This window comes from Caulobacter sp. CCNWLW153 (assembly GCF_036889365.1).
In the GTDB taxonomy this organism is placed as follows: Bacteria; Pseudomonadota; Alphaproteobacteria; order Caulobacterales; family Caulobacteraceae; genus Caulobacter; species Caulobacter radicis.
This window is the reverse complement of sequence record NZ_JBAKFV010000011.1, coordinates 129,940-151,112: the sequence shown is the minus strand read 5'-3', so window position 1 is coordinate 151,112 and position 21,173 is coordinate 129,940. Positions and strand designations below refer to the sequence as shown.

The following is a 21,173-nucleotide window of genomic DNA, read 5'->3' as shown; positions in this document are numbered from 1 at the left end:
GTCCGCCGTCGGCCGATCTTCAGGCGGCGTCGGCGGCGGTGCTCTCGGTATATCCCCGCAGGCGGCGGGCGATGACCTCGCCCACGGCCTCGGCGGCGGGGCGCTGGGGGAACTGGGCGCGCCAGACGATGCGGATGGTGCGGCCCGTCCAGGTGGACAGCGGCCGCAGCACGATGCCAGCGTCCTGGGCCGCGCCGGCCGCCAGGCCGGGGATCAGGGTGGTGCCGTAGCCGGCGGCGACCATGTTCAGCAGGGTGGTCAGGCTGGAGGCGCGCAGCGAGGCGCCCAGGGCCGTGGTCTGGCCGCAGGCTTCCAGCGCCTGGTCGCGCAGGCAGTGGCCGTCCGACAGCACAAGGATGTCGCGGGCCAGATCCGTCTCGGCCACGGCCTCGCGCGCGGCCAGCGGATGGTCGGGCGGCAGGGCGGCCAGGAACGGCTCGGCGAACAGCGGCGCGCCCATCAGGTCGGGCGCGGTCTCGTCGGTGGCCAGCAGCACGGCGTCCAGTTCGTGGGCGCGCAGGCGTTCCAGAAGGGCGGCGGTCTGGTCCTCCCACGGCTCCAGCTCCAGCGCGGGCAGGGCCTCGCGCAGCGGGCCGAACACCAGGGGCAGCAGGTAGGGGGCGAGGGTGGGGATGACGCCCAGGCGGAAGCGGCCGGCCAGCGGGTCGCGCAGGCTGCGGGCGGTGGCCAGCACGGCCTCGGCCGCCGTCACCGCCGCGCGGGCGTGGTCGAGCAGCTGTCGGCAGGCGGCGGTCGGGGTGGCGGTCTTGCCGCCGCGTTCGAAGAGGACGACGCCCAGCAGGTCCTCCAGCTTGCGGATCTGCACCGACAGGGTGGGCTGGCTGACGCCGCAGGCGCGGGCGGCGCGGCCGAAATGCTCGTGCTCGGCCACGGCCAGCAGATAGCGGAGATCGCGCAGGTTCATGCCGCCGGTTCCCGGTTCTCGATAGCCGCAGCCTATCGCGATCATTGATCTTTGAAACTTCTTTTCCACGGTCCGTTGCGCCAAGCTCGCCGAGATACGGACGCGAGGAAGAGGTCGCGACGCGCAAACGATCGTGACCGTCCTTCGCCCCCGGGAGGACGCCTGTCGATGCCCCATGCCGTGGACGCCGTCCTGCAGGACGAGCTGCGTCGCGCGGGCCTGCCTTGCCGCGGCCCGACCTCGCGTCTGCTGGCGCTGCTGCGCGCCTCCGAGGAGACGCACCTGACCGCGCCCGAGATCGCCGAGCTGGCGGCGGAGGCGGGCCTGGCCATGCCGCCGGCCGAGATCGCCCGCCAGGTCGAGGCCTTCGCCGATCACGGCCTGCTGGGCCGGCTGCCGACCACCACGGCCGAGCCGGTGTTCGACACCCAGCCCGAGCCGCACTTCCACCTGATCTACGAGGACACCGCGCGGATCGTCGACCTGCACGTCTCGCCCGAGACCCTGCTGGCCATGCTGCGCGACGCTTTGGCCAGACGCCCGGGCGGGGTGGAGGTGGTGGTGGTCATGCGCCGTGAGAACGGGCCGGCGAGCGGGGGATAAACCAGCGTATGGGTGTCGGGCGCGGGGGCGGTGGTCTAATCCAGTCCCCGTCAGCGTCCATGTAACGGGCGTGCTTAGAGAAACGCCATGTCCCGCCGGCGCGCCATCGCCGTCATCGACGACGACGCCCTTGTCCGCTCGGGCCTCGCGCGACTGATCCGCTCGTTCGGGCTGGAGGTCGGCGTCTTCGGCTCGGCGGCCAGCTTCCTGGCCTCGGGCCCGGAGGCCTGGGGCTGCGTGGTCACCGACATCCACATGCCGGAGATCTCGGGCCTCGATCTGCTGCGCCGGCTGCAGGCCAGCCACCCGGACCTGCCGGTGGTGGTGGTCACCGCCTTTCCGGACATGCGCGACCAGGCGATGGGCGCCGGGGCGCGGGATTTTCTCGAAAAGCCCTGTGCGCCCGACCGGATCGAGGCGACCTTGAGGCGGATGCTCGACGAGGCTTGAAGATCGGGGCCCGAGGGCGGGCCTGGGGGAAGGGGAGAGGGCTATGCCTGGCAAGGCCGAGAGCCGGAACGACGAGACGGTGCAGACCGTGCTGGTCGTCGACGACAACGAGATGTTCCGCGGCTCGATGGACAAGCTGTTCCGGTCGGTGGGCCTGCGCACGGCGCTCTACGGCTCGGCTGGCGAACTGCTCGACGCGGCCCTGCCCGACACCCCGTGCTGCATCCTGGTGGACGTGCGCATGCCCAAGATGAGCGGCCTCGACCTCCAGGAGACCCTGGCCGCGCGCGGCGTGCGGGCCCCGGTGATCGTCATGACCGGCCATGCCGACGTGCCGATGACCGTGCGGGCGATGAAGGCCGGCGCCGTCGACTTTCTCGCCAAGCCGTTCCGTGACCAGGACATGATCGACGCCGTGACCGCCGCCCTCGCCAAGGACGGAAAACGCCGCGCCCTGGCCCGCGACGTCGCGCAGGTGAAGGCCCGCTTCGACGCCCTGACCCCGCGCGAGCAGCAGGTCATGACCCTTGTCACCGCCGGCCTGCTCAACAAGCAGGTGGCCGGCGAGCTGGGCCTGCAGGAGATCACCGTCAAGCTGCACCGCGGCAGCCTGATGAAGAAGATGCGCGCGGGATCCTTCGCCGAACTGGTGCGCATGGCCGAGGCCCTGGAGCGCGATCGGGCGGGCGGCTAGGCCCTGGCCGTCGTCAGGCCTTGGGCGGGCCGGCCAGGTACTGGGCGTCGGTGACATGCTCCATCCAGGTCACGGGCGAGCCGTTCAGCGCCTCCTGGATGGCGATGTGGGTCATCGAGGTGGTCGGCGTGGCGCCGTGCCAGTGGCGGTGGCCGGGCGGGCAGACGACGACGTCGCCGGCGCGGATCTCGACGATGTCCTCACCCTCGCACTGGGTCCAGCCGCAGCCGGCGGTGACCACCAGGATCTGGCCCAGCGGGTGGGTGTGCCAGGCCGTGCGGGCGCCCGGTTCGAAGGTGACGCTGGCGGCCGAGACACGGGCCGGGGCCTGGGCGGTGTGCAGCGGGTCAAGGCGCACCTGGCCGGTGAACCAGTCGGCGGAGCCCTTCTGCGACGGCTGGCTGCCCGCGCGCTTGAGGATCATGGCTTTCTCCCTTGAGGATGTCGGGCGGCTCGATGCGCTCGCCAGGCCCGGCAGCAGGTTCCAGCACAGGGCGCCGAGGCCGAGGGCCGAAACGGTTCGCCTGTCCGGCATGAGGCTCTCCGAGCGGTGAAATCGTCGGGGTAATCTAGCAGCGGGCCGGCGGGGCGATTAGCGGCGCGGCGCTCCATGGGGTGATGAGCCAGGCTCATCGATGGCGAGCCGTCAGGTCACCGCCGGCAGGCGCACCTCGATCCGCGCGCCGCTCTCGCCCGCCGCTGGCGGCAGGAGCGCGATGCGGCCGTCGTGGGCGGCGACGGCGGAGCTGCAGATGGCCAGGCCCAGGCCCATGCCGCCGGGCTTGGTGGTGAAGAAGGCCTCGAAGGCGCGGTCGGCGGCGTCGGGCGGGAAGCCGGGGCCGGTGTCGGCGATCTCGATCACGGCCTCGCCGCCCTCGCGGCGCGAGCGGACGTGCAGGCGGCGGGCCTCGACGGGGACGGCGGCCATGGCCTGGACGCCGTTGAGCATCAGGTTGACCAGGGCCTGCTGAAGCACGACGCGGTCGCCGTGGACGACGGTGTCGGGCGCCTGCGGGTCGAGGACCAGATCGACGCCGTGCTCGGCGATCTCGCGCCGGACGAAGCCGGCCGAGGCGGCCAGCAGGCCGTCGAGCGGCAGGGGCGCGCGGTCGGCGGGGGTCTGGGCGATCAGGCCGCGGATGCCGCGCACCACCTCGGCGGCGTGGGCGGCGGCGTGGACGACGTCGGCGACGGCCTCCTTGGCCTCGTCGAGGTCGGGGGTCTCGCGGTCGAGCCAGCGCTGGGCGGCGCCGGCGGCGTTGGAGATGGCGGCCAGGGGCTGGTTGACCTCGTGGGCGATCGAGGCCGACAGCACCCCCAGCGTCGCCGCGCGCAGGGCGTGCTCCAGTTCGGCGCGGGCGCGGTCGAGGCGCTCCTGCATCCGCCGTTGCTCGGTCAGGTCGACGATCGAGGCCTGGACGCGGTCGAGGCCCTGGGAGTCGGACGGGAAGTTCAGGGCGACCATGACCGGGATCATCTCGCCGGTGCGGCTGCGCACGGTGGTCTCGGTCTCGAAGCGCGGCGCGCCGGCGTCGAAGGCGATCAGGAACTGGGCGAAGCTGTCGTCGGTCTCGGGCAAAAGCTCGTCGAGGCGCTGGAAGAAGCCGGCCTTGTCGGCGACGCCCATCATCTTCAGGGCCGTGGCGTTGACGTCGGTGATGCCGACCCTGGTCTTGATCTGGCGGGCGACCTCGGGATTGCGGGCCAGGTGCTCGGCCAGATCGGCGACGCCCTGGGCGCGCAGGTCGTCGAGGGCGGCCTTCACCGGGCGGAAGTCGTGTTCCCAGATCGACACCGCCAGGGTGTTGAAGATGGTGCGGTAGCGGGCCTCGCTGCGGCGCAGGGCCTCGTCGACGCGGCGCAGGTCGGAGATGTCGGTGTTGCTCTCCAGCAGGGCGTGGGCGCCGGTCTCGTCGCGCTCCAGGATCCATTCGCTGAGCACCACCAGGGGCGCGCCGTCCTTGCGGCGCTGGCCGACCTCGCCCTGCCAGGCGCCGTCGCGGGCCACCAGGGCGGCGATCTCTTCGGAGGGGGCGGGCAGGGCGGTCGCCAGCAGGCGGTGGGCGTCCTGGCCCAGCGCCTCGTCGCGGGTCCAGCCGTAGAGCCGCTCGGCGCCGCGGTTCCAGAAGGTGACGCGGCCCTGCGCGTCGCGGATGAAGATCGCGTCGGAGGTGACGTCGAGCAGCCGGGCCTGGGCCTGCAGGATCTCGCGGGCCGCCAGGTTGCGGCCGGTCAGGAAGGCCGCCACGCCCAGCGCCGCCAGGCTGACCATCAGGCGCAGGGTGGGGGCCAGCTCGACGTCTTCCCCATGCGCGAAAGCGAAGCTGATCGTGGCCATGGCCGCGCAGGCCAGGGTGACGACCCAGAGCCTGCGGCCGGGCAGCTCCTCGCCAACCAGCAGCAGCACCAGGACATAGAGCACCGCCACCGCGCTGGAGAGCGGGGTGAAGGTGTCGATGACGAACACGGCCGCCGCGATCAGGGCCGCGCCGGCCAGACGCAGGCGACGGCCGACCGCCGAGGGCCGCGACGAGGGGAAGGGCGAAAAGCGCATCAGGCGATTCATAGCGCAAGCCTGGCCCAGGCCGGGACCCCCTACCAAGGTCTGGGGCGGACCAACCAAGTCGATACGCGCGGTCAACGTCCGTTCGGTGTGTCGGATGGGCGACCCTCGCTAGGGTTGCGGTCATTCGAGGCGGCAGGAGGCCGGAGCCATGTTGCAATCCATCGACACCCAGGCGGCCCGTCCGCTTCCCAACGCGCCCCAGGCGATCTGGCTGGTCGAGCAGGCCCGCGCCGCCCTCGAGGCCGACCTGGGCTCGGCCCGCGAGATGCTCGACCGGCTGGCGGTGGTGCTGAACACCGCCGTCCAGCGCGAAGAGCGCAGCTTCCTGCCCGGCTCGCGGGTGCGGTCCTCGGGCCCGGCGCGCGGCGGCCTGGCCGGCTGGCAGATCCGGGCGGTGGCGGCGCATGTGGAGGCCCATATCGGCTCGACCGTCTCGGTCGCCGTGCTGGCGGGCCGCGTGGGCCTTTCGGCCAGCTATTTCTGCCGCGCCTTCAAGGTCAGCACCGACGAGACGCCGCACGCCTACATCATGCGCCGCCGGCTGGAGCACGCCCAGGCGATGATGCTGGAGACCGACGAGAGCCTGGCCCATATCGCCGCCGTCTGCGGCCTGGCCGACCAGGCCCACCTGACGCGCCTGTTCCGCCGCCACACCGGCCAGACCCCCAATGTCTGGCGGCGCGAGAACCGCCCCTGGGGCCGGGCCCTGGTGATGGGTTCGCTGCGCCGGGCCTGAACCGCTTCGCGGCGGCGCCGACGTTCAAGCCGGCGCGCCTCGCGCCAAGAGCGCCCGCCTTTTCAGGCGCAAGGATGATCTCAACGGCGCGGCGCTGGCCCCGCCTTCGAAGGAGACGACCATGGACATCGAAACCGCCCGCACCCGCCGCCTGGCCCCGCTGACCACCCCCACGGGCCTGGGCGAGGCCGCCGCCAAGGACATCTCCTCGGCCCTGACCGCGCTGCTGGCCGACGTCTTCGCCCTCTACATCAAGACCAAGAACTTCCACTGGCACGTCTCGGGCCCGCACTTCCGCGACTACCACCTGATGTTCGACGAGCAGGGCGACGAACTGTACGCCATGACCGACCCCATCGCCGAGCGCGTGCGCAAGCTGGGCGGCACGACCCTGCGCTCGATCGGCCACATCGCCCGCGCCCAGCGGGTGCTCGACAACGACGCCGACTACGTGGAGCCGCACGACATGCTGGCCGAGCTGCGCGACGACAACGGCGGCCTGGCCGCGGCCATGCGGGCGGTGCACGCCGCCTGCGACGAGCACGGCGACATCGCCACCGCCAGCCTGCTGGAGAACTGGATCGACGAGACCGAAAAGCGCGTCTGGTTCCTGTTCGAGGCTGGTCGCCGCGACCGCGCCTGACGCCCCTCGGGGTCTTGGAACCTCTCCCCCCAGGCCGAGACCCCGAAAAGGCCCCGCCCGCCGCACCTCCCCCCCCGGCGGCCGGCGGGGCCGCCTCCTTTTCCAACCAAGGGGCGTTGCTCGTGAACGGCTTCCAGAAACTGGCGCTCAGCGCCGCGACCGCCGCCCTCCTGGCGCTGACGGCCTTCGCCGCTGTGGCGCCGCGCGGCGCGCCCGATCGCTCCGCTGTTTCCGTTCAAGACATCGCCTCGCGGCGTTCCGTGAACTAGGGTTCGAAGGACCGCCAGGAGGCCCGCCGTGACCGATATCATCGCCACCAAGCCGCTCGCCCCCGACGACCCCTACGCCCGCACCGCCCAGATCTTTCCCGTGCTGTCGCCCGAGATGGCCGAGCGCCTTGCCGGCTACGGCGTCGAGGAGGCCATCGCCAAGGGCCAGGTGCTGTTTCGGCGCGGCGACCGGAGGGCCGACTTCTTCCTGGTGCTGGACGGGCAGGTTGGCATCACCCGCACCGGCGAGGAGGGCGACGACGAGATCCTGACCATCCACCGGGCCGGCCAGTTCAGCGGCGAGCTCGACCAGATCAACGCCCGCGCCCTGCTGGTCGGGGCCCGGGCCCTGACCGACGGCCGGGTGGTGCGGGTGGCCAACAGGGACGTGCCGCGGATGATGGCGGCCGAGCCCGACATCGGCGAGATCGTCATGCGGGCCTTCATCCTGCGCCGCATGGGCTTCCTGCACCACGGCGAGGCGGGGATCGTGCTGATCGGCCGGCCCGACGATCCCGAGACCCTGCGCATCGAGCGCTTCGCCGTGCGCAACGGCTATCCCCTGCGACTGGTCGACGTGGAGAGCGACGAGGCCGCCTCCGGCTGCATGGGCCGCCATGGCCTAGACGTCGCCGACCTGCCGGCCGTGGTGCTGCCCGACCGCAGCCTGCTGCTCAATCCCGACACCATGGCCCTGGCCGACCGGCTGGGCATGACCGAGCGCTTCGACCCGCAGGCGGTGTTCGACGTGGCGGTGGTCGGGGCGGGGCCGGCGGGCCTGTCGGCGGCGACCTACGCGGCGTCGGAGGGACTGGCGACGGTGATCCTGGAAGGGCTGGCGCCCGGCGGCCAGGCCGGGGCGAGCTCGAAGATCGAGAACTATCTGGGCTTTCCCACCGGCATATCGGGCCAGGCCCTGGCCGGCCGCGCCCAGGTGCAGGCCCAGAAGTTCGGGGCGCGGCTGGCGGTGTCGCGGGCCGTGGTCGGGGTCGAGTGCGACAAGCGCCCCTACCGCCTGAAGCTGGAGGACGGCCAGACCCTGCTGGCGCGGGCGGTGGTGATCGCCTCGGGCGCGCGCTACCGCAAGCTGGACGTCGAGGGCTACGACCGCTTCGACGGCCAGGCCATCCACTACGCCGCCACGGCCATGGAGTCTGATCTCTGCCGGGGCCAGGCGGTGGTGGTGGTCGGCGGCGGCAACTCGGCCGGCCAGGCGGCGATGTTCCTGTCGCGCACCGTCGGCCACGTGCACATGCTGGTGCGCGGCGAGGGGCTGGCGGCGACCATGTCGGACTATCTGGTCCAGCGCATCGAGGGCTCGGCCCGCATCACCCTGCATCCGTTCAGCGAGGTTTCCCGCCTGGAGGGCGAGCGCACCCTGAGGCGGATCGGCTGGACCGACCATCGCAGCGGACAGGAGACGGTGGTCGACGCCGGGGCGCTGTTCGTGATGATCGGCGCCGAGCCCAACACCGACTGGCTGCGCGGCTGCATCGACCTGGACGAGCGCGGCTTCGTCCTGACCGGCGAGAGCGGCCAGGTCCCCGGCGCCCGTTCGGCCTACGAGACCGAACGGCCGGGCGTCTATGCGGTCGGCGACGTGCGCTCGGGCTCGATCAAGCGGGTGGCGGCCGGGGTCGGCGAGGGCTCGGTGGTGGTCTCGGCGATCCACCGCGACCTGGAGGCGCTGCGGGCGGTGTAGAGCTTTTGTTTTGACGCATTTTCTGACGACGAACCGGAATCCACTTCGTCGGACAATGCTCTAGAACCGCGCGATCAGGGTGGCTTCGAGCCGGCGCTTCAGCGGGTCGTCGTCCGACCAGCGGTCGAGCAGGTTGCGCACGCCCAGCCGCAGTTCGGTCTCGGACGCGCCGGGCGGCCGGGGAAGCTCGAAGGCCAGGGACAGGTCGATCGTGGTGTTGTCGGGCAGCGCCATCGCGAGGTCGGCGTCGACATAGCGGACGGTGGCCGAGGCGGCGAAGCGTCGGCTCGACCAGCGGGCTCCGATCGCGCCGCGCCATTTCGGGGGAGCGCCGTAGGGGGCGCGCTTGTAGGCGGTGCTGGCCGGCGGAATGTAGTTCAGCAGGGTCGGCTGCCAGGTCAGGGCGGCGCTGAGGCCGAGGCGTCCGCCCGCCAGGTCCAGGTCGTGCTCGGCGACCATGTCCACCGACTGCATCAGGCTGGAGCCGGTGTTCTCGTTGAGGTCGCGCACCTCGATGATCCGGCCGCCCGTATAGCCCTTGGCGCGGTCGGCGTCGGTGAGCGGGGCGCGGACGACGGCGCCGGGATAGAGGTCCTCGTTGAGGATGTAGAGGTCGACGCTCCTGTGCACGGCGACCATCAGGTCGTAGCCCTCGATGCGGGTATAGTCGATCGACAGGCGCGTGCGCGGGATCAGCGGCGAGGTCAGCACCGCGCCGGCCGAGTAGGTCCGCGTCTGGTCGGGGCGCAGGTCGGCCGGGGCGCCCCAGACGATGGGAAACCATCCTTCGGCATAGACGGGCTGGCGAGGGTCGCGCTTGGGATCGATCGCGCCGCTGGTGGTCAGGCTGGTGGTGGCCGTGAGCAGGTAGGGCTCGGGCAGTTGCGCGCCCTGGGCGTAGGACGCGCGCAGGACCAGGCCGGGCCTGGGCTCGGCCTTCGCGCCGAGCAGGAAGAGGTCGGCGGACTTCTCTATCGGCTTGGCGGGCGATCCTTCGGAGATCAGGATCCGGCCGACCTGGCGTCGCGCCGCCGCCTGCAGTTCCAGGCCCCTGACGCCGAGCACCCCTTCCAGCGGCGCGCGCAGTTCGGCGAAGACCGATCGCGTGCGGCTCGAGAGGTGGTTGGTGCGGTTGGGAGGGAAGCTCGGCATGGCCTCCCACAGCTGCTGGGCGGTCAGCGACAGCGTCAGGTCGCGGTCTCCGATCCGGGCGATCGGTCCGGAGGCGCGCAGCGAGATGTCCTCGAGCCGCGAGGAGGCGTAGGGGTCGCTTCCCGCCCAGGGCGCCTTGTAGCGCGCCAGGTCGGCCAGGAACCCGGCCTGGTCGCCGAAGGGGTTGGGGACCGGCCGGCCGTCGGCGGGGGCGACCCCGCTGGCGACGGTCGACCAGGCCAGGGCCTCGTAGCCCATGTCGTCGATGCGCTGATTGGCGCGTACGCTGCCCACGGCGTAGTCGACGCCGCCCCGCCAGCGCGCGGGCAGGTCGAACACCAGGCCCCCGGTGAAACGGCGCGAAATCATCCGGGCGGACTGGGTTCCCAGGACGAAGGGGATGGGCGCGACGAGTTCGATCGGGCTCGAACCCGAGAGCATCGAAGCCGTCCCCTGGCCCGGCGTCAGCGTGGTGTAGAACGCGCCGGTGACGGTAGGGAAAGTGTCGAGGCTGGCCAGGTAGATGTAGTCCAGATAGGCCTCGGCGCCGCGCCACAGCTTCTGGCGCAGATTGATCAGGACGGCGTCGGTGCGACTGTCGTTGGACAGCGGGCGGGCGCTGTGGGCCGGGGCCAGCCCCGGGGCCGCCTTGCCGGCGTTCTGGATCAGCACCGTATCGATCGGCGTCGAGCCGTCGTAGTCGGCCGGGATGTAGGTCTGCGACATCGAGACGCCGCCGACCGTGAACGGACCGTTGACCCCGAACAGGGTGATGCCGTTCCCGGGCGACCGGCTGTAGCTCTGGCCGACCTTGAGCGACGATCCGTCGAGCGGCGCGTAGGCTTCCGACCGGTCGCCGATCGCGACGCCGTTGAAGCGCTTCTGGCCGTAGCGGACCATCACCGCCGTGTTTCCGTCGTCGGTGCTGTAGCCGAGGCGGGCGTCGAAGCGGCCATATCCGCCGTCGCCGCCCTTGCTGGCGCCGGCGGTGACGGCGACCTCGGCGCCGCGATAGTCGCGGTCGAGCACCAGGTTGACCACGCCGTTGACCGCGCCCAGGCCGTAGAGGGCGCCGCTGCTGGAAGCCAGGGTCTCGATACGGCCGATCGCCCCAAGCGGGATCGGTCCCACGTCGGCCTGCGCCAGCCGGTTGTAGTTGGGGATGGCGGGCATGCGCCGCCCGTCGACCAGCACCAGGGTCTTTTCCTGGGCGTTGGAGTCGCGAAAGGCGAAGTTGGAGCGCGACGGCGGAATGCCGCGGCCGGGGCGCGGGATGGACTGGCGACTGTCGCCGTTGCTGGTCAGCCAGGTTTGCAGGAAGTCGTCGGCCGAGAGGGCCTGGGCGGTGCGCAGCGTGCTGCGCTCGAAGACGCGATAGGGCTGGATGTCGTCGGGATCGCGCCGCTGGTCGACGTTCTGGGTGCGTACGCCCACCACCAGCAGTTCGGGCAGGGCGACGGGCCCTTCGGCTTCGGGCGCCGCGCCGCGCCGGGCGCGCACGACATAGGCGCCGGACTCGACGGCCTGGTATTCGAGGCCCGATCCCGCCAGCAGCCGATCCAGGGCCTCGCTGGGCGTCAGGCGGCCGCGCAGCGGCGGCGCGCGCCGGTCGCCGACCACGGCGGCCGAGACCAGGATGTCGACCCGCGCCTGGCGGCCAAGCTCGGCCAGGGCCTGGTTCAGCGGCTGGGCGGGAAGGGCCAGGGTGGCCATGCGCTCGGCCGCCACGGCCGGCGCCGCCAGCGCCCAGGCGCAGGCGGCGGCCGTCAGGCCACGGAGCAAGTCTTGTCGTTCTCTAGAGGTCACCCCGACCCGCCCTGATGTCTCCCGCCGGCCCATGGACGAGAGTCGTGAAGATCATTCGGGCAGTAGAGCGAACGGCGTTTTGCGGGCAACACCCGATCGGGTAGCGCTACCCCTCGACCCACCGCTTGATCGGGCGCGGGTGGGGCGTCTTGTAGGCGGTAAGGTCGAACATGACCTCGTCGACATAGCACCAGCCCCAGCCCTCGGGCGGGTCGTAGCCTTCGATGATCGGGTGCTGGGTGGCGGCGAAGTGGGCGCTGGCGTGTCGGCTGGGCGACTGGTCGCAACAGCCGACGTGGCCGCAGGCGCGGCACAGGCGCAGGTGCACCCACCAGCCGCCGGTCTTGAGGCATTCCTCGCAGCCGTCGGCGCTGGGCGTGACGACGACGATGGTCGAGAGGTGGCTGCAGCTCATCGGGTGGGCCTTCCTCCTGGCGTCCGGACAGTCTGGGCGATCATGCCGCCAAACCGTCCGGAGCGCTTGCGCCTCTCGACCCTTTCTTGGTCGGCCGGGGCTACTTCTTCGGCTTGCGGGCGGCCTGGACCTCGATCTCGACCAGCATGCCGTCGGCGACCAGGGCGGTGACCTGGCTGGTGATGCGCGAGGGCTTGTTGGGCTGCTCGGCCGTGCCGAAGAAGGTCTTGTAGCCCTCCATCATGCCGGCGAAGTCCATCTTGCCGTCCTTGGCCGGGTCGCCGACCAGCAGCACGCGCATCATCACCACGTCCGACAGGGTCGCGCCCTGGCTCTTGAGCGCGTCTTCCAGGCGCTTGATGACGCCGATGGTCTGGGTCTTGGTGTCGCCGAACTTGGCCACGCCCGTGGCGTTGGCGTCGACCACCGGCGGGGTCATGCCGCTGACATAGATGGTGTCGTAGCCGGCCGGCACGGTGACGACGCTGGCGATCGCCGACTTGGGATCGCCGCCGCGGACGATCTCCTGGGCGAAGGCGGGGGCGGCGAAGGCGGCGGTCGCCACGAGGGCGAGGGCGAGGCGTTTCATTGGGCGGCTCCATTCTGTAGTCGAAATCGGGGGGGCGGACCAGACAGTCCCCGTGCTCCGAGTTTCCCCGCGAAGGCGGGGATTTAGCGGTTTTATGCGAACTAGTGGGCCTGCAGGCCGCGGGCCTTGGCGCCGGCCTTGGACTGGGCGCGGACGCTGGAGACGTCGGCGAAGCTGACCGGCTTGCCCTTGTTGCCCCAGGCGGTGCGGACGTAGTTCAGAAGGCCCGTCAGCTCGGCGTCGGACAGGTCGTCCTTGAAGGCGGGCATGCCGGCGCGGCCGTTGAGCACGACATTGGCCATCGACTTGCCGTCGCCCTGCACCAGCGGCGAGCCGGCCAGGGCCGGGAAGGCGCCCTTGACGCCCTTGCCGGTGACCTGGTGGCAGGCCGAGCAGTTGTCGGCGTAGAGGGTCTGGCCGGGCGGGGCGGCGAGGGCCGACGAGGCGGCGGTCGAGGCGAGCGCGAGCGTGGCGAGCGCCGGGAAAGCGTGGCGAAGCATCAGGTCTCCGAAGGTCTGGATGGAGTTCGTCACGCGGCGCGGACGCGGGCGTGCAGCTTGGCGATCTGCTGCCAGGCGGACTCGATGGCCCCGGCCTGCCAGCCGCCGAGATAGCTGAGGTGCTCGCCGGCCAGGTAGAGGCGGCCGTCGGGCTCGCACAGCACCGGATAGGCGGTCTTGCGGCCTTCCTCGCCCCACTCGGCCCAGCCGCCCAGATTGTGCTCGGCCAGGTGCCAGCAGAACGAGAAGGCGTTCTCGTAACTGTCAGCGTATTCGGGGAACACCTTCTGGCCGCCGGCCACGGCGAAGGCGGCGCGCTCTGCCGGGCTCTTGGCGCTGATCTTCGCGGCCTCGCCGCCGAACGAGTAGTAGCCCAGCAGCACGCCCTTCTGGCTCTGCCAGCCGGTCGAGGGCAGGCTGATCGTGCCGATGCCGGGCATGTCGTTGTAGATGTGGCCGCCGTAGATGAAGTGGTCCTCCTCCCAGAAGCGGCGCTTCATCTGCAGGCCGATCTTGTTGACCGGTGCGTAGGCCACGCCCTCCATCGCCGCCTTGAACGGCTTGGAGGTCTGCATGTCGACGCTGCGCAGCACGCTGAGCGGGATGGTGCAGATGCAGTAGTCGGCGACGACCTGCGCTTTTTTGCCGGCGGCGTCGCGGTAGCCGATCTTCACGCCCTTGGCGTCCTGGCCGATGGTCTCGACGACGCAGGAATAGCTGATCTTGTCGGCCACCTTGCGCTCAAAGGCCTTGGCCAGCTGGTCCATGCCGCCGATCGGCTGGAGCATGGTGCGCTGCTGCTCGTAGCCGGCGACCGAGGTCAGGGTGCGCCAGGCGCCCGAGTGCAGCACGTCGGCCATGCTGCGCGGGGTCGAGGGCTTGCCGGGGCCGGGCGAGACGCCGGCGCCGGGATGGACGTCGAAACCGCGGCCGTCTGTGCCTGTATAGGCCAGGTCCGTTGGCGACAGGCGACCCTCGTTGACCATGTAGGCGACGAAGAGGTCGCGGTCCTGCGTGGTGAAGGCGCCGTCGAGGCCGCCCTTGGAGGCGACCTTGGCCATCAGCTCGGCGGCGTGGCCGCGCGCGTCGGCGGCGATCTCGCCCTTGCGGACCGGCTTGCCCTTCAGCGGGCCCTCGCCCTTCTCGAAATAGACGTAGGCCGCGTCGTTGTCGTTGACGAAGCTCTCCAGCGGCACGCCCAGGAGCTTGGTGTAGTGCAGCGTCGAGCGGTGGTGGTACGGGATCCGCCAGGGGCCGTGGTTGATGTAGAGGCCCTCGTCGAACTGGCAGGTCTGGTCGTTGCCCAAGAGGTCGACGTGGCGGAAGCCCTTGCGGGCGGTCTGGCAGCGGCCGCCGGCGAAGTCGCGGGCCTCCAGCACCTGCACCTCATAGCCGTGCTTGGTCAGTTCATAGGCGGCGGTCAGGCCCGCCAGGCCTGCGCCCAGCACCACCACCTTGATCCCCTTGCCGCCGCCTTCCAGCGGGGGCGGGGCGGCCTGGGCCGAGGCGAAGCCGTAGCCCAGGGCGTCCATGCCGGCCATGGCCAGCGACACCCCGCCATAGGCCGCCAGGCTCTCGAAAAACCGTCGGCGCGTCAGAACCGCGCCAGATGCCGAAGTCGCTCGACCGTCCATACGCCACCCCGTGCTTTGTGTCCGCCTGCCGGATGTTTCGGCGGCGGGTCCATCTCGAAATCCCCGTCTCTGCGGGGCAATCCCTTTAAGCCGGGCAGGGCGGTCAGCCTGTCGCGGAACGGCGTTGTGCCGCCTGCTTGGGCGCCCTGATCGCGGCTTGAGCGAAGTTGGGGCGCGAAGGCCGCGTCCCGTGGAATCGCCTTCGGAAAAGGGAGCCGGACGGACGCCCGACTCCCTCGTTGCCGATGCGGTGGAAGGGCGACCTAGAAGGTGTAGGTCAGGCGCCCGTAGTAGTAGCCGCCGTTGATCCCGAACGGCGAGAACGCCGGGTACTGGGTCACGCAGCCGCCGCCGGAGGCGACGCAGGCCGACTGGAACGCCGCCGAGAACTTGTCCGGATACTCGTTGAACAGGTTGTTGGCGCCGATCGCGGCGACCACCCCGACCGGGAACTTGTAGGAGATCTCCAGGTCGGTGAGGGCGGTGGCGCTGACCACGGTGTCGAGCAACGGCCCGGTGCCCGGGTCGGCCAGGGCCGAGGCCTTGCCGTAGAAGGTCTCGGTCAGGCTGACCGTGACCGGGCCGAAGCTGTAGAGGCCGTTGATCCCGATCTTGTACTTAGGCGCGGCGGTCTCGAGCAGCGAGGCGGCGTTGCCGGCGAACAGCACCTGGCCGGTCGGGAAGGCGGTGCTGGTCACGCCCAGGGCCGCCGGGGCGGACTTCACCCTGGTGATCTTGGTCTTGTTGTAGTTGCCGCTCAGGGTCCAGTCGATGCGGCCCCAGTCGCCCAGGTCGGTCGGGTAGGAGACCACCACGTCGACGCCCGTGGTGCGGGTGTCCAGGCCGTTGGAGAAGATGTTGATGCCGGTGCTGGTGACGGTGCTGTCGAGGATGTTGCCGTTGGCGGCGATGGCGGCGTTGACGTTCGGGTTCACCACCACGCCGTTGCGCAGGCCGTAGACCGAGCTGGAGCCGAAGATGCGGTCTTCCAGCTTGATGCGGTAGGCGTCGATCGTGGCGGTCAGTTTCGGGATCGGGTGGGCCACGACGCCGAAGCTGTAGTTGGTCGACTTCTCGGGCTTCAGCTTCTCGATACCCAGCAGGGCGGCGGCGGCCGAGTTGGGGGCCAGCTGCACGAAGGCCGAGGTCGGCGAGACGTTGGTGGCCGAGTAGAACGACTCCGCCAGGGTCGGGGCGCGGAAGCCGGTGCTGACCGTGCCGCGGATGGCGAACATCTCGTTGAAGTCGTAGCGGCTGGTCAGCTTGCCGACCGTGGTGTCGCCGAAGTCGCTGAAGTCCTCGTAGCGCAGGGCGACGTCGACCTTCCAGGGCGTGACCGGCGAGACGGCCAGGTCGGTGTAGAGCGCCCAGCTGGTGCGGCTGTGGCCGCCGGCGTCGGTCTTGGAGAAGCCCGGATAGGACTGCGAGCCTTCCTTGTAGGTCGAGGCCGCGTCGCCGGCGCCGATGGCATAGGTGTCACGGCGCTGCTCGATGCCCAGGGCGACGTCCAGCGGCGTGGCCAGGCCCACGTCGAAGCCGCGGGAAAGGTCCAGATTGTTGGTCCACTGGGTGGTCTGCCAGCTGCCGGCGTGGAACGAGGTGGGGGTGAAGCCCTTGGTCGTGAGGGTCGAGGTGTCGGTGTAGAGGCTGGCGTTGGCCGAGTCCTCGACGCGGACCTCGATGTCGTCCTTGCCGTAGGTGGCGCTGAGGTCGAGGTTCCAGCCGGCGACCACGCCCGACAGGCCCAGCGTCAGGGCGTAGTCGTCCTCGATGATCCGCTCGCGCGGGCTGAAGCCGTTGGGGAAGGGCCGGTCGGCCGCGCCCATCCTGCCCTGGATGCGGTTGTAGCGGCGGTAGTTCTCGTAGGCCGAGGCGTCCTTGTGGCCGTAGGTGCCGAACGAATAGACCTCAAAGTCGCCGGGCAGCTCGACCCCGCCGTTGAAGGCCAGGACGTGCATCCGGTACTCGGCGTCGCCCGAGATCAGGTTCAGGTTGGGGTAGCCCTTGATCTGGCTCTCGACGGCGTTGTTGGCGGCCGAGTAGCTGGGGCTGGCGGGGTTGTAGACGCGCTGGTCGGGCAGGCCGCGGTTGGAGAAGCCGTGGTATTTGCTCTCGACCGTGAAGTTCAGATAGCTGTTCTCGGTCGGGGCCGTGCCCAGGTTGGCCGAGAACGAGGCGGTCTTGCCGCCGCCGTCGAAATATTCGCCGCCGGTCACCGAGACCGCGCCGCCCGACTCCGACTTCTTGAGGATGATGTTGACGACGCCGGCGATGGCGTCGGTGCCGTACTGGGCCGCGGCGCCGTCGGTCAGCACCTCGATCCGACCGATCGAGGCCATCGGGATGAAGCCGAGGTCGGCGGCGGCGGCGCCCTGGTAGGGGCCGGAAAGGACGGCGAAGTTGCCGGTGGTGTGGCGGCGCTTGCCGTTGATCAGCACCAGGGCCTGGTTCGGCGACAGGCCGCGCAGGCGCGCCGACAGGGTCAGGTTGGCGGTGTCGCCGCCGAAGGCCTGGGCGTTGAACGACGGGACCAGGTTGGCCAGGCCCAGGCGCAGGTCGACCTGGCCGGTGCGCTCGAGGGTGGCGGTGTCGACTACCTGGACGGGGGCCGGGCTGTCGGCGACCCGCAGGCCGGTCTGGCGCGTGCCGGTGACGATGACGGTGTCGAGTTCGACGGAAGGATCAGGCGCGGGCTCTGCCGCGTGTGCGATGGTCGAAGTACCGATGGCGATCGACAGAGTCGAAATGCTCGCGGTCAAGATTTTTTTGAGATTATTGTTCACTAGTGCCCCTCTCCGCATAGTCAATGCATGACTGATGGCTCCTTCGTGGGGTCCGCCCTAATCGTGTTCTTATTGTTGGAACGCGAATACTAGACTGAACAGCGGTTTTGGCCGCGGTTCAGCGTTGATCAGGCGGGCGGGTTCGGCAATGGGGGAGGGGGCGAGGAAGGGCTTTGCGGGCCTTCTTCGTATACGGCCGCCACATTTCAGGGCGCCGACCGGAGGTTTCCAGATTGTGCTGATCATCACGCCGGCAACTCGGATAACGCCGTTTGATTTTACGCGCACGGCGACGCCGACAGACGGTTCCCCGGTCCGGGCGCCAAGGCCGCCGCGACGGTGAAATCGCGGCGAGACCCTGTCGGCGCTGGATTCCGGCCCGAACGGCGTGTGGTGAAAATTGCCGTTCCAACCCATTTTTTGACGCGTCGGCGGCAAACTTGGTCGCAAGCGGTTCAGAAAAACTCGAATTCAATTCCCATCGATTCAGTGGGAATTGACCGGCGCCGGCAATGATCCGGCACGACCTGTTCGTTTCGTCAGCATCGGGACGACGCGCCGGCATTTCCTGAAATGTGGATTGCGGGCGCGCTCGTGCGGCGGGGAGCGTCGGGTCGCAGTTCTGGAGGGGATACCATGAACACTCGCCTACGCGTCGCCCTGTTGGCGACCACGACTCTCTGCGCCGCCGTCCTGGCCGCGCACGCCAACGCCCAGGAGGGCGAGGCCGCGACCGTCGAGGAGATCACCGTCGTCGGCTCGCAGATCAAGGGCGCCAAGGTCACCGCCGCCCTGCCGGTGACGGTGGTCGGGGAAGACCAGATCCAGGCCACCGCCGCCGTCTCGGGCGACGACCTGTTCCGCGCCATCCCGCAGATGGGCGACGTCAACTTCAACTCGCAGTACCTGCCGGGCACCAGCAACAGCGCCCGCGGCGACGTCGGTTCGGTGAACCTGCGCAACCTGGGCATCGGCAACACCCTGGTGCTGCTGAACGGCCGCCGGGTGGTGACCCACCCGACCAGCCAGGCCAACGACAACCTGGTGCCGGTGCTGACCTACAACTCCAACGCCATTCCGGTGACGGGCCTGCGCCGGCTGGAAGTGCTGCGCGACGGCGCGGCGGCCATCTACGGCGCCGACGCCGTGGCCGGCGTGGTCAACACCGTGCTGCGCGACGACCTGGAGGGGCTGAACGTCGCGGCCCAGTACGGCTTCGCCGAGGGCACGAACCTCAAGGAGTACAATTTCAACGCCTATGGCGGCCACAACTTCGCCGAGGGCCGCGGCAACATCAGCGCCTTCTTCTCCTATGACGCGCGCACGCACCTGCGCTCGCACGAGCAGGCCTTCACCGCCTCGGCCGATCGTCGCTCGCTGTTCGCCGACACCCGCTTCGCCGGCGCGACCAGCCTGGACGGTCGCAGCACGACCACGCCCTGGGCCTATCTGCAGACGCCGGCGAGCTTCGGCACGGTGCGCCAGGGCACGACGGCCCTGACCAGCAGCGCCGGCTATTTCCATATCCAGCCGACAACCTTCTCGGGCTGCCAGCTGAACATCGGCAACGGGCTTTGCATCGACGACGGGGCCCTGGCGACCTCGGGCGTCGACCGCGACCTGCGCTTCGACGCCGCCTCGCTGGGCACGACGGTGGTTCCGTCGGTCAAGCGCGCCAACCTGTTCGCCACCGGCAAGTACGAGATCAACGACAGCGTCACGGCCTTCGGCGAGCTCGGCGTCTACCACGCCAAGACCAACGCCGGTCAGGCGCCGATCCAGACCCTGTCGTCGGGGGTGATCACCATCCCGGCCAGCAACTACTGGAACCCGTTCGGCCCGGCCGTCTTCGCCAACGGCTCGGTCAATCCCAACCGCCTGCCCAACCTGAACGTCCCGGCCGCGGGCCTGGCGGTCACGCTGCGCGGCTACACCTTCGCCGACCTGGGCCTCACCCAGGTGGACGTCACCAACAAGCAGTACCGCGTGCTGGGCGGCCTGCGCGGCGAGAAGTTCGGCTTCGACTGGGAGTCGGCGGTCGTCTACTCCGAGGCCACCGCAGAAGACGTGGCCGACAACATCTCGACCACCAAGCTCTACGCCCAGCTCGCCCTGTCGACGCCCGACGCCTACAACGTCTTTAACGGCTCGGACCTCGCCTACACCAGCGGCCCCGACAGCACCCGCAACAGCCAGGCGGCCATCGACGCCATCCGGGTCAAGACCATCCGCCGCACCAAGAGCACGCTGGCCCTGTGGGACTTCAAGGTCTCGCGCCCCGACCTCCTGACCCTGCCGGGCGGCGACCTTGGCATCGCCTCGGGCGTGGAGTTCCGCCGCGAGACCCAGCTGGACGACCGCGACGGCCGCATCGACGGCACGACCACCTTCACCGACCCGGTCAGCGGGGCGGTGCTGAGCGACCTGATCAACTCCAGCATCAACCCCGACACCAAGGGCCACCGCACGGTGGGCTCGGCCTATCTGGAACTGGCCGTGCCGCTGGTCTCGCCGGAGATGTCGATCCCGCTGGTCCACCGCCTGGAAGGCCAGCTGGCCGGCCGCTACGAGCGCTACAGCGACTTCGGCAATACCGCGAAACCCAAGGTCGCCCTGGCCTGGGACGTGATCGACGGCGTGCGCTTCCGCGGCTCGTGGGCCCAGGGCTTCCGCGCCCCGAACCTGGAGCAGATCAACGCCTCGATCATCTCGCGCTCGAACACCCGCACCGACTACGCCTTCTGCGAGGCCGACCTGCGGGCGGGGCGGATCGGCGCCTTCTCGTCGTGCTCGCGCTCGCAGCTGACGACGGCGCGGCGGGCGGGCAATCCGGACCTGGAGCCGGAGGAGTCCGAAACCCTGTCGTACGGCGTGGTCTTCGAGCCGAAGTTCGTGCCCGAGGCCTTCGGCCGGCTGACCTTCACCGCCGACTACTGGAAGGTGAAGCAGACCGGCCTGATCGGCGTGTTCGGCGAGGGCAACGCCCTGATCCTCGACTACCTGCTGCGTCAGCAGGGCTCGAGCAATCCGAACGTGGTGCGCGCCGCGCCGACCGCCGACGACGTCGCGGCCTTCGCCGGCACGGGCCTGACGGCCGCCGGCCAGGTGCTGTACGTCAACGACAAGTACACCAACCTCCAGCCGCAGGTGGTCGAGGGGCTGGACTTCGGCTTCCTGTGGAAGCTGGGCACCGACCGGTTCGGCGACTTCGACCTGAACGTCAACGTCGCCCACCTGCTGAAATACTACCAGTCGCCGTCGCCGGGCATCGCCGAACTGCTGAAGGCGCGCTCGGACGGGGTGATCAACGCCGGCACCACCATCACCGGCGGCGGCGACCTTCTGCGCCAGAACGGCAAGCCGGAATGGAAGTGGTCGGCGGCCCTGACCTGGCGCTACGACCGCTTCACGGTCGGCGGCTTCACCCAGTACATCGGCGACTACGACGACACCGCCCTGATCGACTCGTCGGGCCAGCCCTGGGTGGTCGACTCGACCCTGACCGGCAACCTCTATGGCGAGGTCGACGTCGCCGAGATCGGGACCAAGGTGCGGCTGGGCGTGCGCAACATCACCGACGAGCAGCCGCCGCTGAGCGCGGCCGGCTACGACGGCACAGTCTACACGCCGTACGGCCGCTACTGGTACTTCAACGTCAAGAAGCGGTTCTAGGCCGCTCGAGCAAGCCCCGGGCCGCCGCGCGCGG

At 70.3% G+C, this 21,173-nt stretch carries 17 protein-coding genes; 8 read left to right on the top strand and 9 right to left on the bottom strand.

The window, feature by feature from the left end; all coding sequences use genetic code 11:
* Positions 1-19 precede the first annotated feature (19 nt).
* A complete protein-coding gene (locus V6S85_RS17570) occupies positions 20-925 on the bottom strand; it encodes a LysR substrate-binding domain-containing protein (protein WP_116488211.1) in 906 nt (301 codons plus the stop codon).
* Positions 926-1,093: 168 nt separating this feature from the next.
* Between V6S85_RS17570 and V6S85_RS17565 the strand changes: the two genes are divergently transcribed.
* The 3 genes from V6S85_RS17565 (at position 1,094) to V6S85_RS17555 (ending at position 2,672) form a co-directional block, all read left to right on the top strand.
* Entirely contained in the window at positions 1,094-1,528 is a 435-nt protein-coding gene (locus V6S85_RS17565; RefSeq protein ID WP_334349738.1) for a transcriptional repressor, read from the top strand.
* An 87-nt stretch (positions 1,529-1,615) separates the two neighbouring features.
* Entirely contained in the window at positions 1,616-1,978 is a 363-nt protein-coding gene (locus tag V6S85_RS17560; RefSeq protein WP_116566600.1) for a response regulator transcription factor, read from the top strand.
* A gap of 43 nt (positions 1,979-2,021) precedes the next feature.
* Positions 2,022-2,672 carry a response regulator transcription factor gene (locus tag V6S85_RS17555; RefSeq protein WP_334349737.1) on the top strand — a complete coding sequence of 217 codons (651 nt, stop codon included), beginning with the start codon at positions 2,022-2,024 and terminating at the stop codon, positions 2,670-2,672.
* Positions 2,673-2,685: 13 nt separating this feature from the next.
* Here the strand turns inward: V6S85_RS17555 and V6S85_RS17550 are convergent, their stop codons facing one another.
* Positions 2,686-3,096 carry a (R)-mandelonitrile lyase gene (locus V6S85_RS17550; protein WP_334349736.1) on the bottom strand — a complete coding sequence of 137 codons (411 nt, stop codon included), beginning with the start codon at positions 3,094-3,096 and terminating at the stop codon, positions 2,686-2,688.
* A gap of 222 nt (positions 3,097-3,318) precedes the next feature.
* On the bottom strand, positions 3,319-5,226 hold the full coding sequence (locus V6S85_RS17545) for a PAS domain-containing sensor histidine kinase (RefSeq protein WP_334349735.1): 1,908 nt from the start codon (positions 5,224-5,226) through the stop codon (positions 3,319-3,321).
* Positions 5,227-5,386: 160 nt separating this feature from the next.
* On the opposite strand from V6S85_RS17545, the gene V6S85_RS17540 reads away from it, so the two are divergent.
* The 4 genes from V6S85_RS17540 (at position 5,387) to V6S85_RS17525 (ending at position 8,588) form a co-directional block, all read left to right on the top strand.
* A complete protein-coding gene (locus V6S85_RS17540) occupies positions 5,387-5,974 on the top strand; it encodes a helix-turn-helix transcriptional regulator (RefSeq protein WP_116487972.1) in 588 nt (195 codons plus the stop codon).
* 121 nt (positions 5,975-6,095) lie between these two features.
* Positions 6,096-6,617, top strand: coding sequence for a Dps family protein (locus V6S85_RS17535; protein ID WP_334349734.1), 522 nt, complete (start codon positions 6,096-6,098; stop codon positions 6,615-6,617).
* 122 nt (positions 6,618-6,739) lie between these two features.
* On the top strand, positions 6,740-6,886 hold the full coding sequence (locus tag V6S85_RS17530) for a hypothetical protein (RefSeq protein ID WP_334349733.1): 147 nt from the start codon (positions 6,740-6,742) through the stop codon (positions 6,884-6,886).
* 28 nt (positions 6,887-6,914) lie between these two features.
* A complete protein-coding gene (locus V6S85_RS17525; protein WP_334349732.1) occupies positions 6,915-8,588 on the top strand; it encodes an FAD-dependent oxidoreductase in 1,674 nt (557 codons plus the stop codon).
* 60 nt (positions 8,589-8,648) lie between these two features.
* Here the strand turns inward: V6S85_RS17525 and V6S85_RS17520 are convergent, their stop codons facing one another.
* The 6 genes from V6S85_RS17520 to V6S85_RS17495 all read right to left on the bottom strand — a co-directional run bounded on the left by V6S85_RS17520 (position 8,649) and on the right by V6S85_RS17495 (position 17,443).
* Positions 8,649-11,522, bottom strand: coding sequence for a TonB-dependent receptor (locus tag V6S85_RS17520; RefSeq protein WP_334349731.1), 2,874 nt, complete (start codon positions 11,520-11,522; stop codon positions 8,649-8,651).
* A 130-nt stretch (positions 11,523-11,652) separates the two neighbouring features.
* Positions 11,653-11,961, bottom strand: coding sequence for a UBP-type zinc finger domain-containing protein (locus V6S85_RS17515; protein WP_116487975.1), 309 nt, complete (start codon positions 11,959-11,961; stop codon positions 11,653-11,655).
* 100 nt (positions 11,962-12,061) lie between these two features.
* The gene (locus tag V6S85_RS17510) at positions 12,062-12,550 is read right to left on the bottom strand and encodes a RidA family protein (protein ID WP_334349730.1); all 489 of its coding nucleotides are present in this window, start codon (positions 12,548-12,550) and stop codon (positions 12,062-12,064) included.
* Between the two features lie 101 nt (positions 12,551-12,651).
* Positions 12,652-13,050: a c-type cytochrome gene (locus V6S85_RS17505; protein WP_116566651.1), complete on the bottom strand. Its 399-nt coding sequence runs from the start codon at positions 13,048-13,050 to the stop codon at positions 12,652-12,654.
* A gap of 29 nt (positions 13,051-13,079) precedes the next feature.
* Positions 13,080-14,684, bottom strand: a complete 1,605-nt coding sequence (locus tag V6S85_RS17500; protein WP_334349729.1) for an NAD(P)/FAD-dependent oxidoreductase — start codon at positions 14,682-14,684, stop codon at positions 13,080-13,082.
* Between the two features lie 263 nt (positions 14,685-14,947).
* Entirely contained in the window at positions 14,948-17,443 is a 2,496-nt protein-coding gene (locus V6S85_RS17495; RefSeq protein ID WP_334349728.1) for a TonB-dependent receptor plug domain-containing protein, read from the bottom strand.
* Positions 17,444-18,103: 660 nt separating this feature from the next.
* On the opposite strand from V6S85_RS17495, the gene V6S85_RS17490 reads away from it, so the two are divergent.
* Positions 18,104-21,139, top strand: a complete 3,036-nt coding sequence (locus V6S85_RS17490; protein WP_334349727.1) for a TonB-dependent receptor domain-containing protein — start codon at positions 18,104-18,106, stop codon at positions 21,137-21,139.
* The last annotated feature ends 34 nt before the right edge of the window (positions 21,140-21,173 follow it).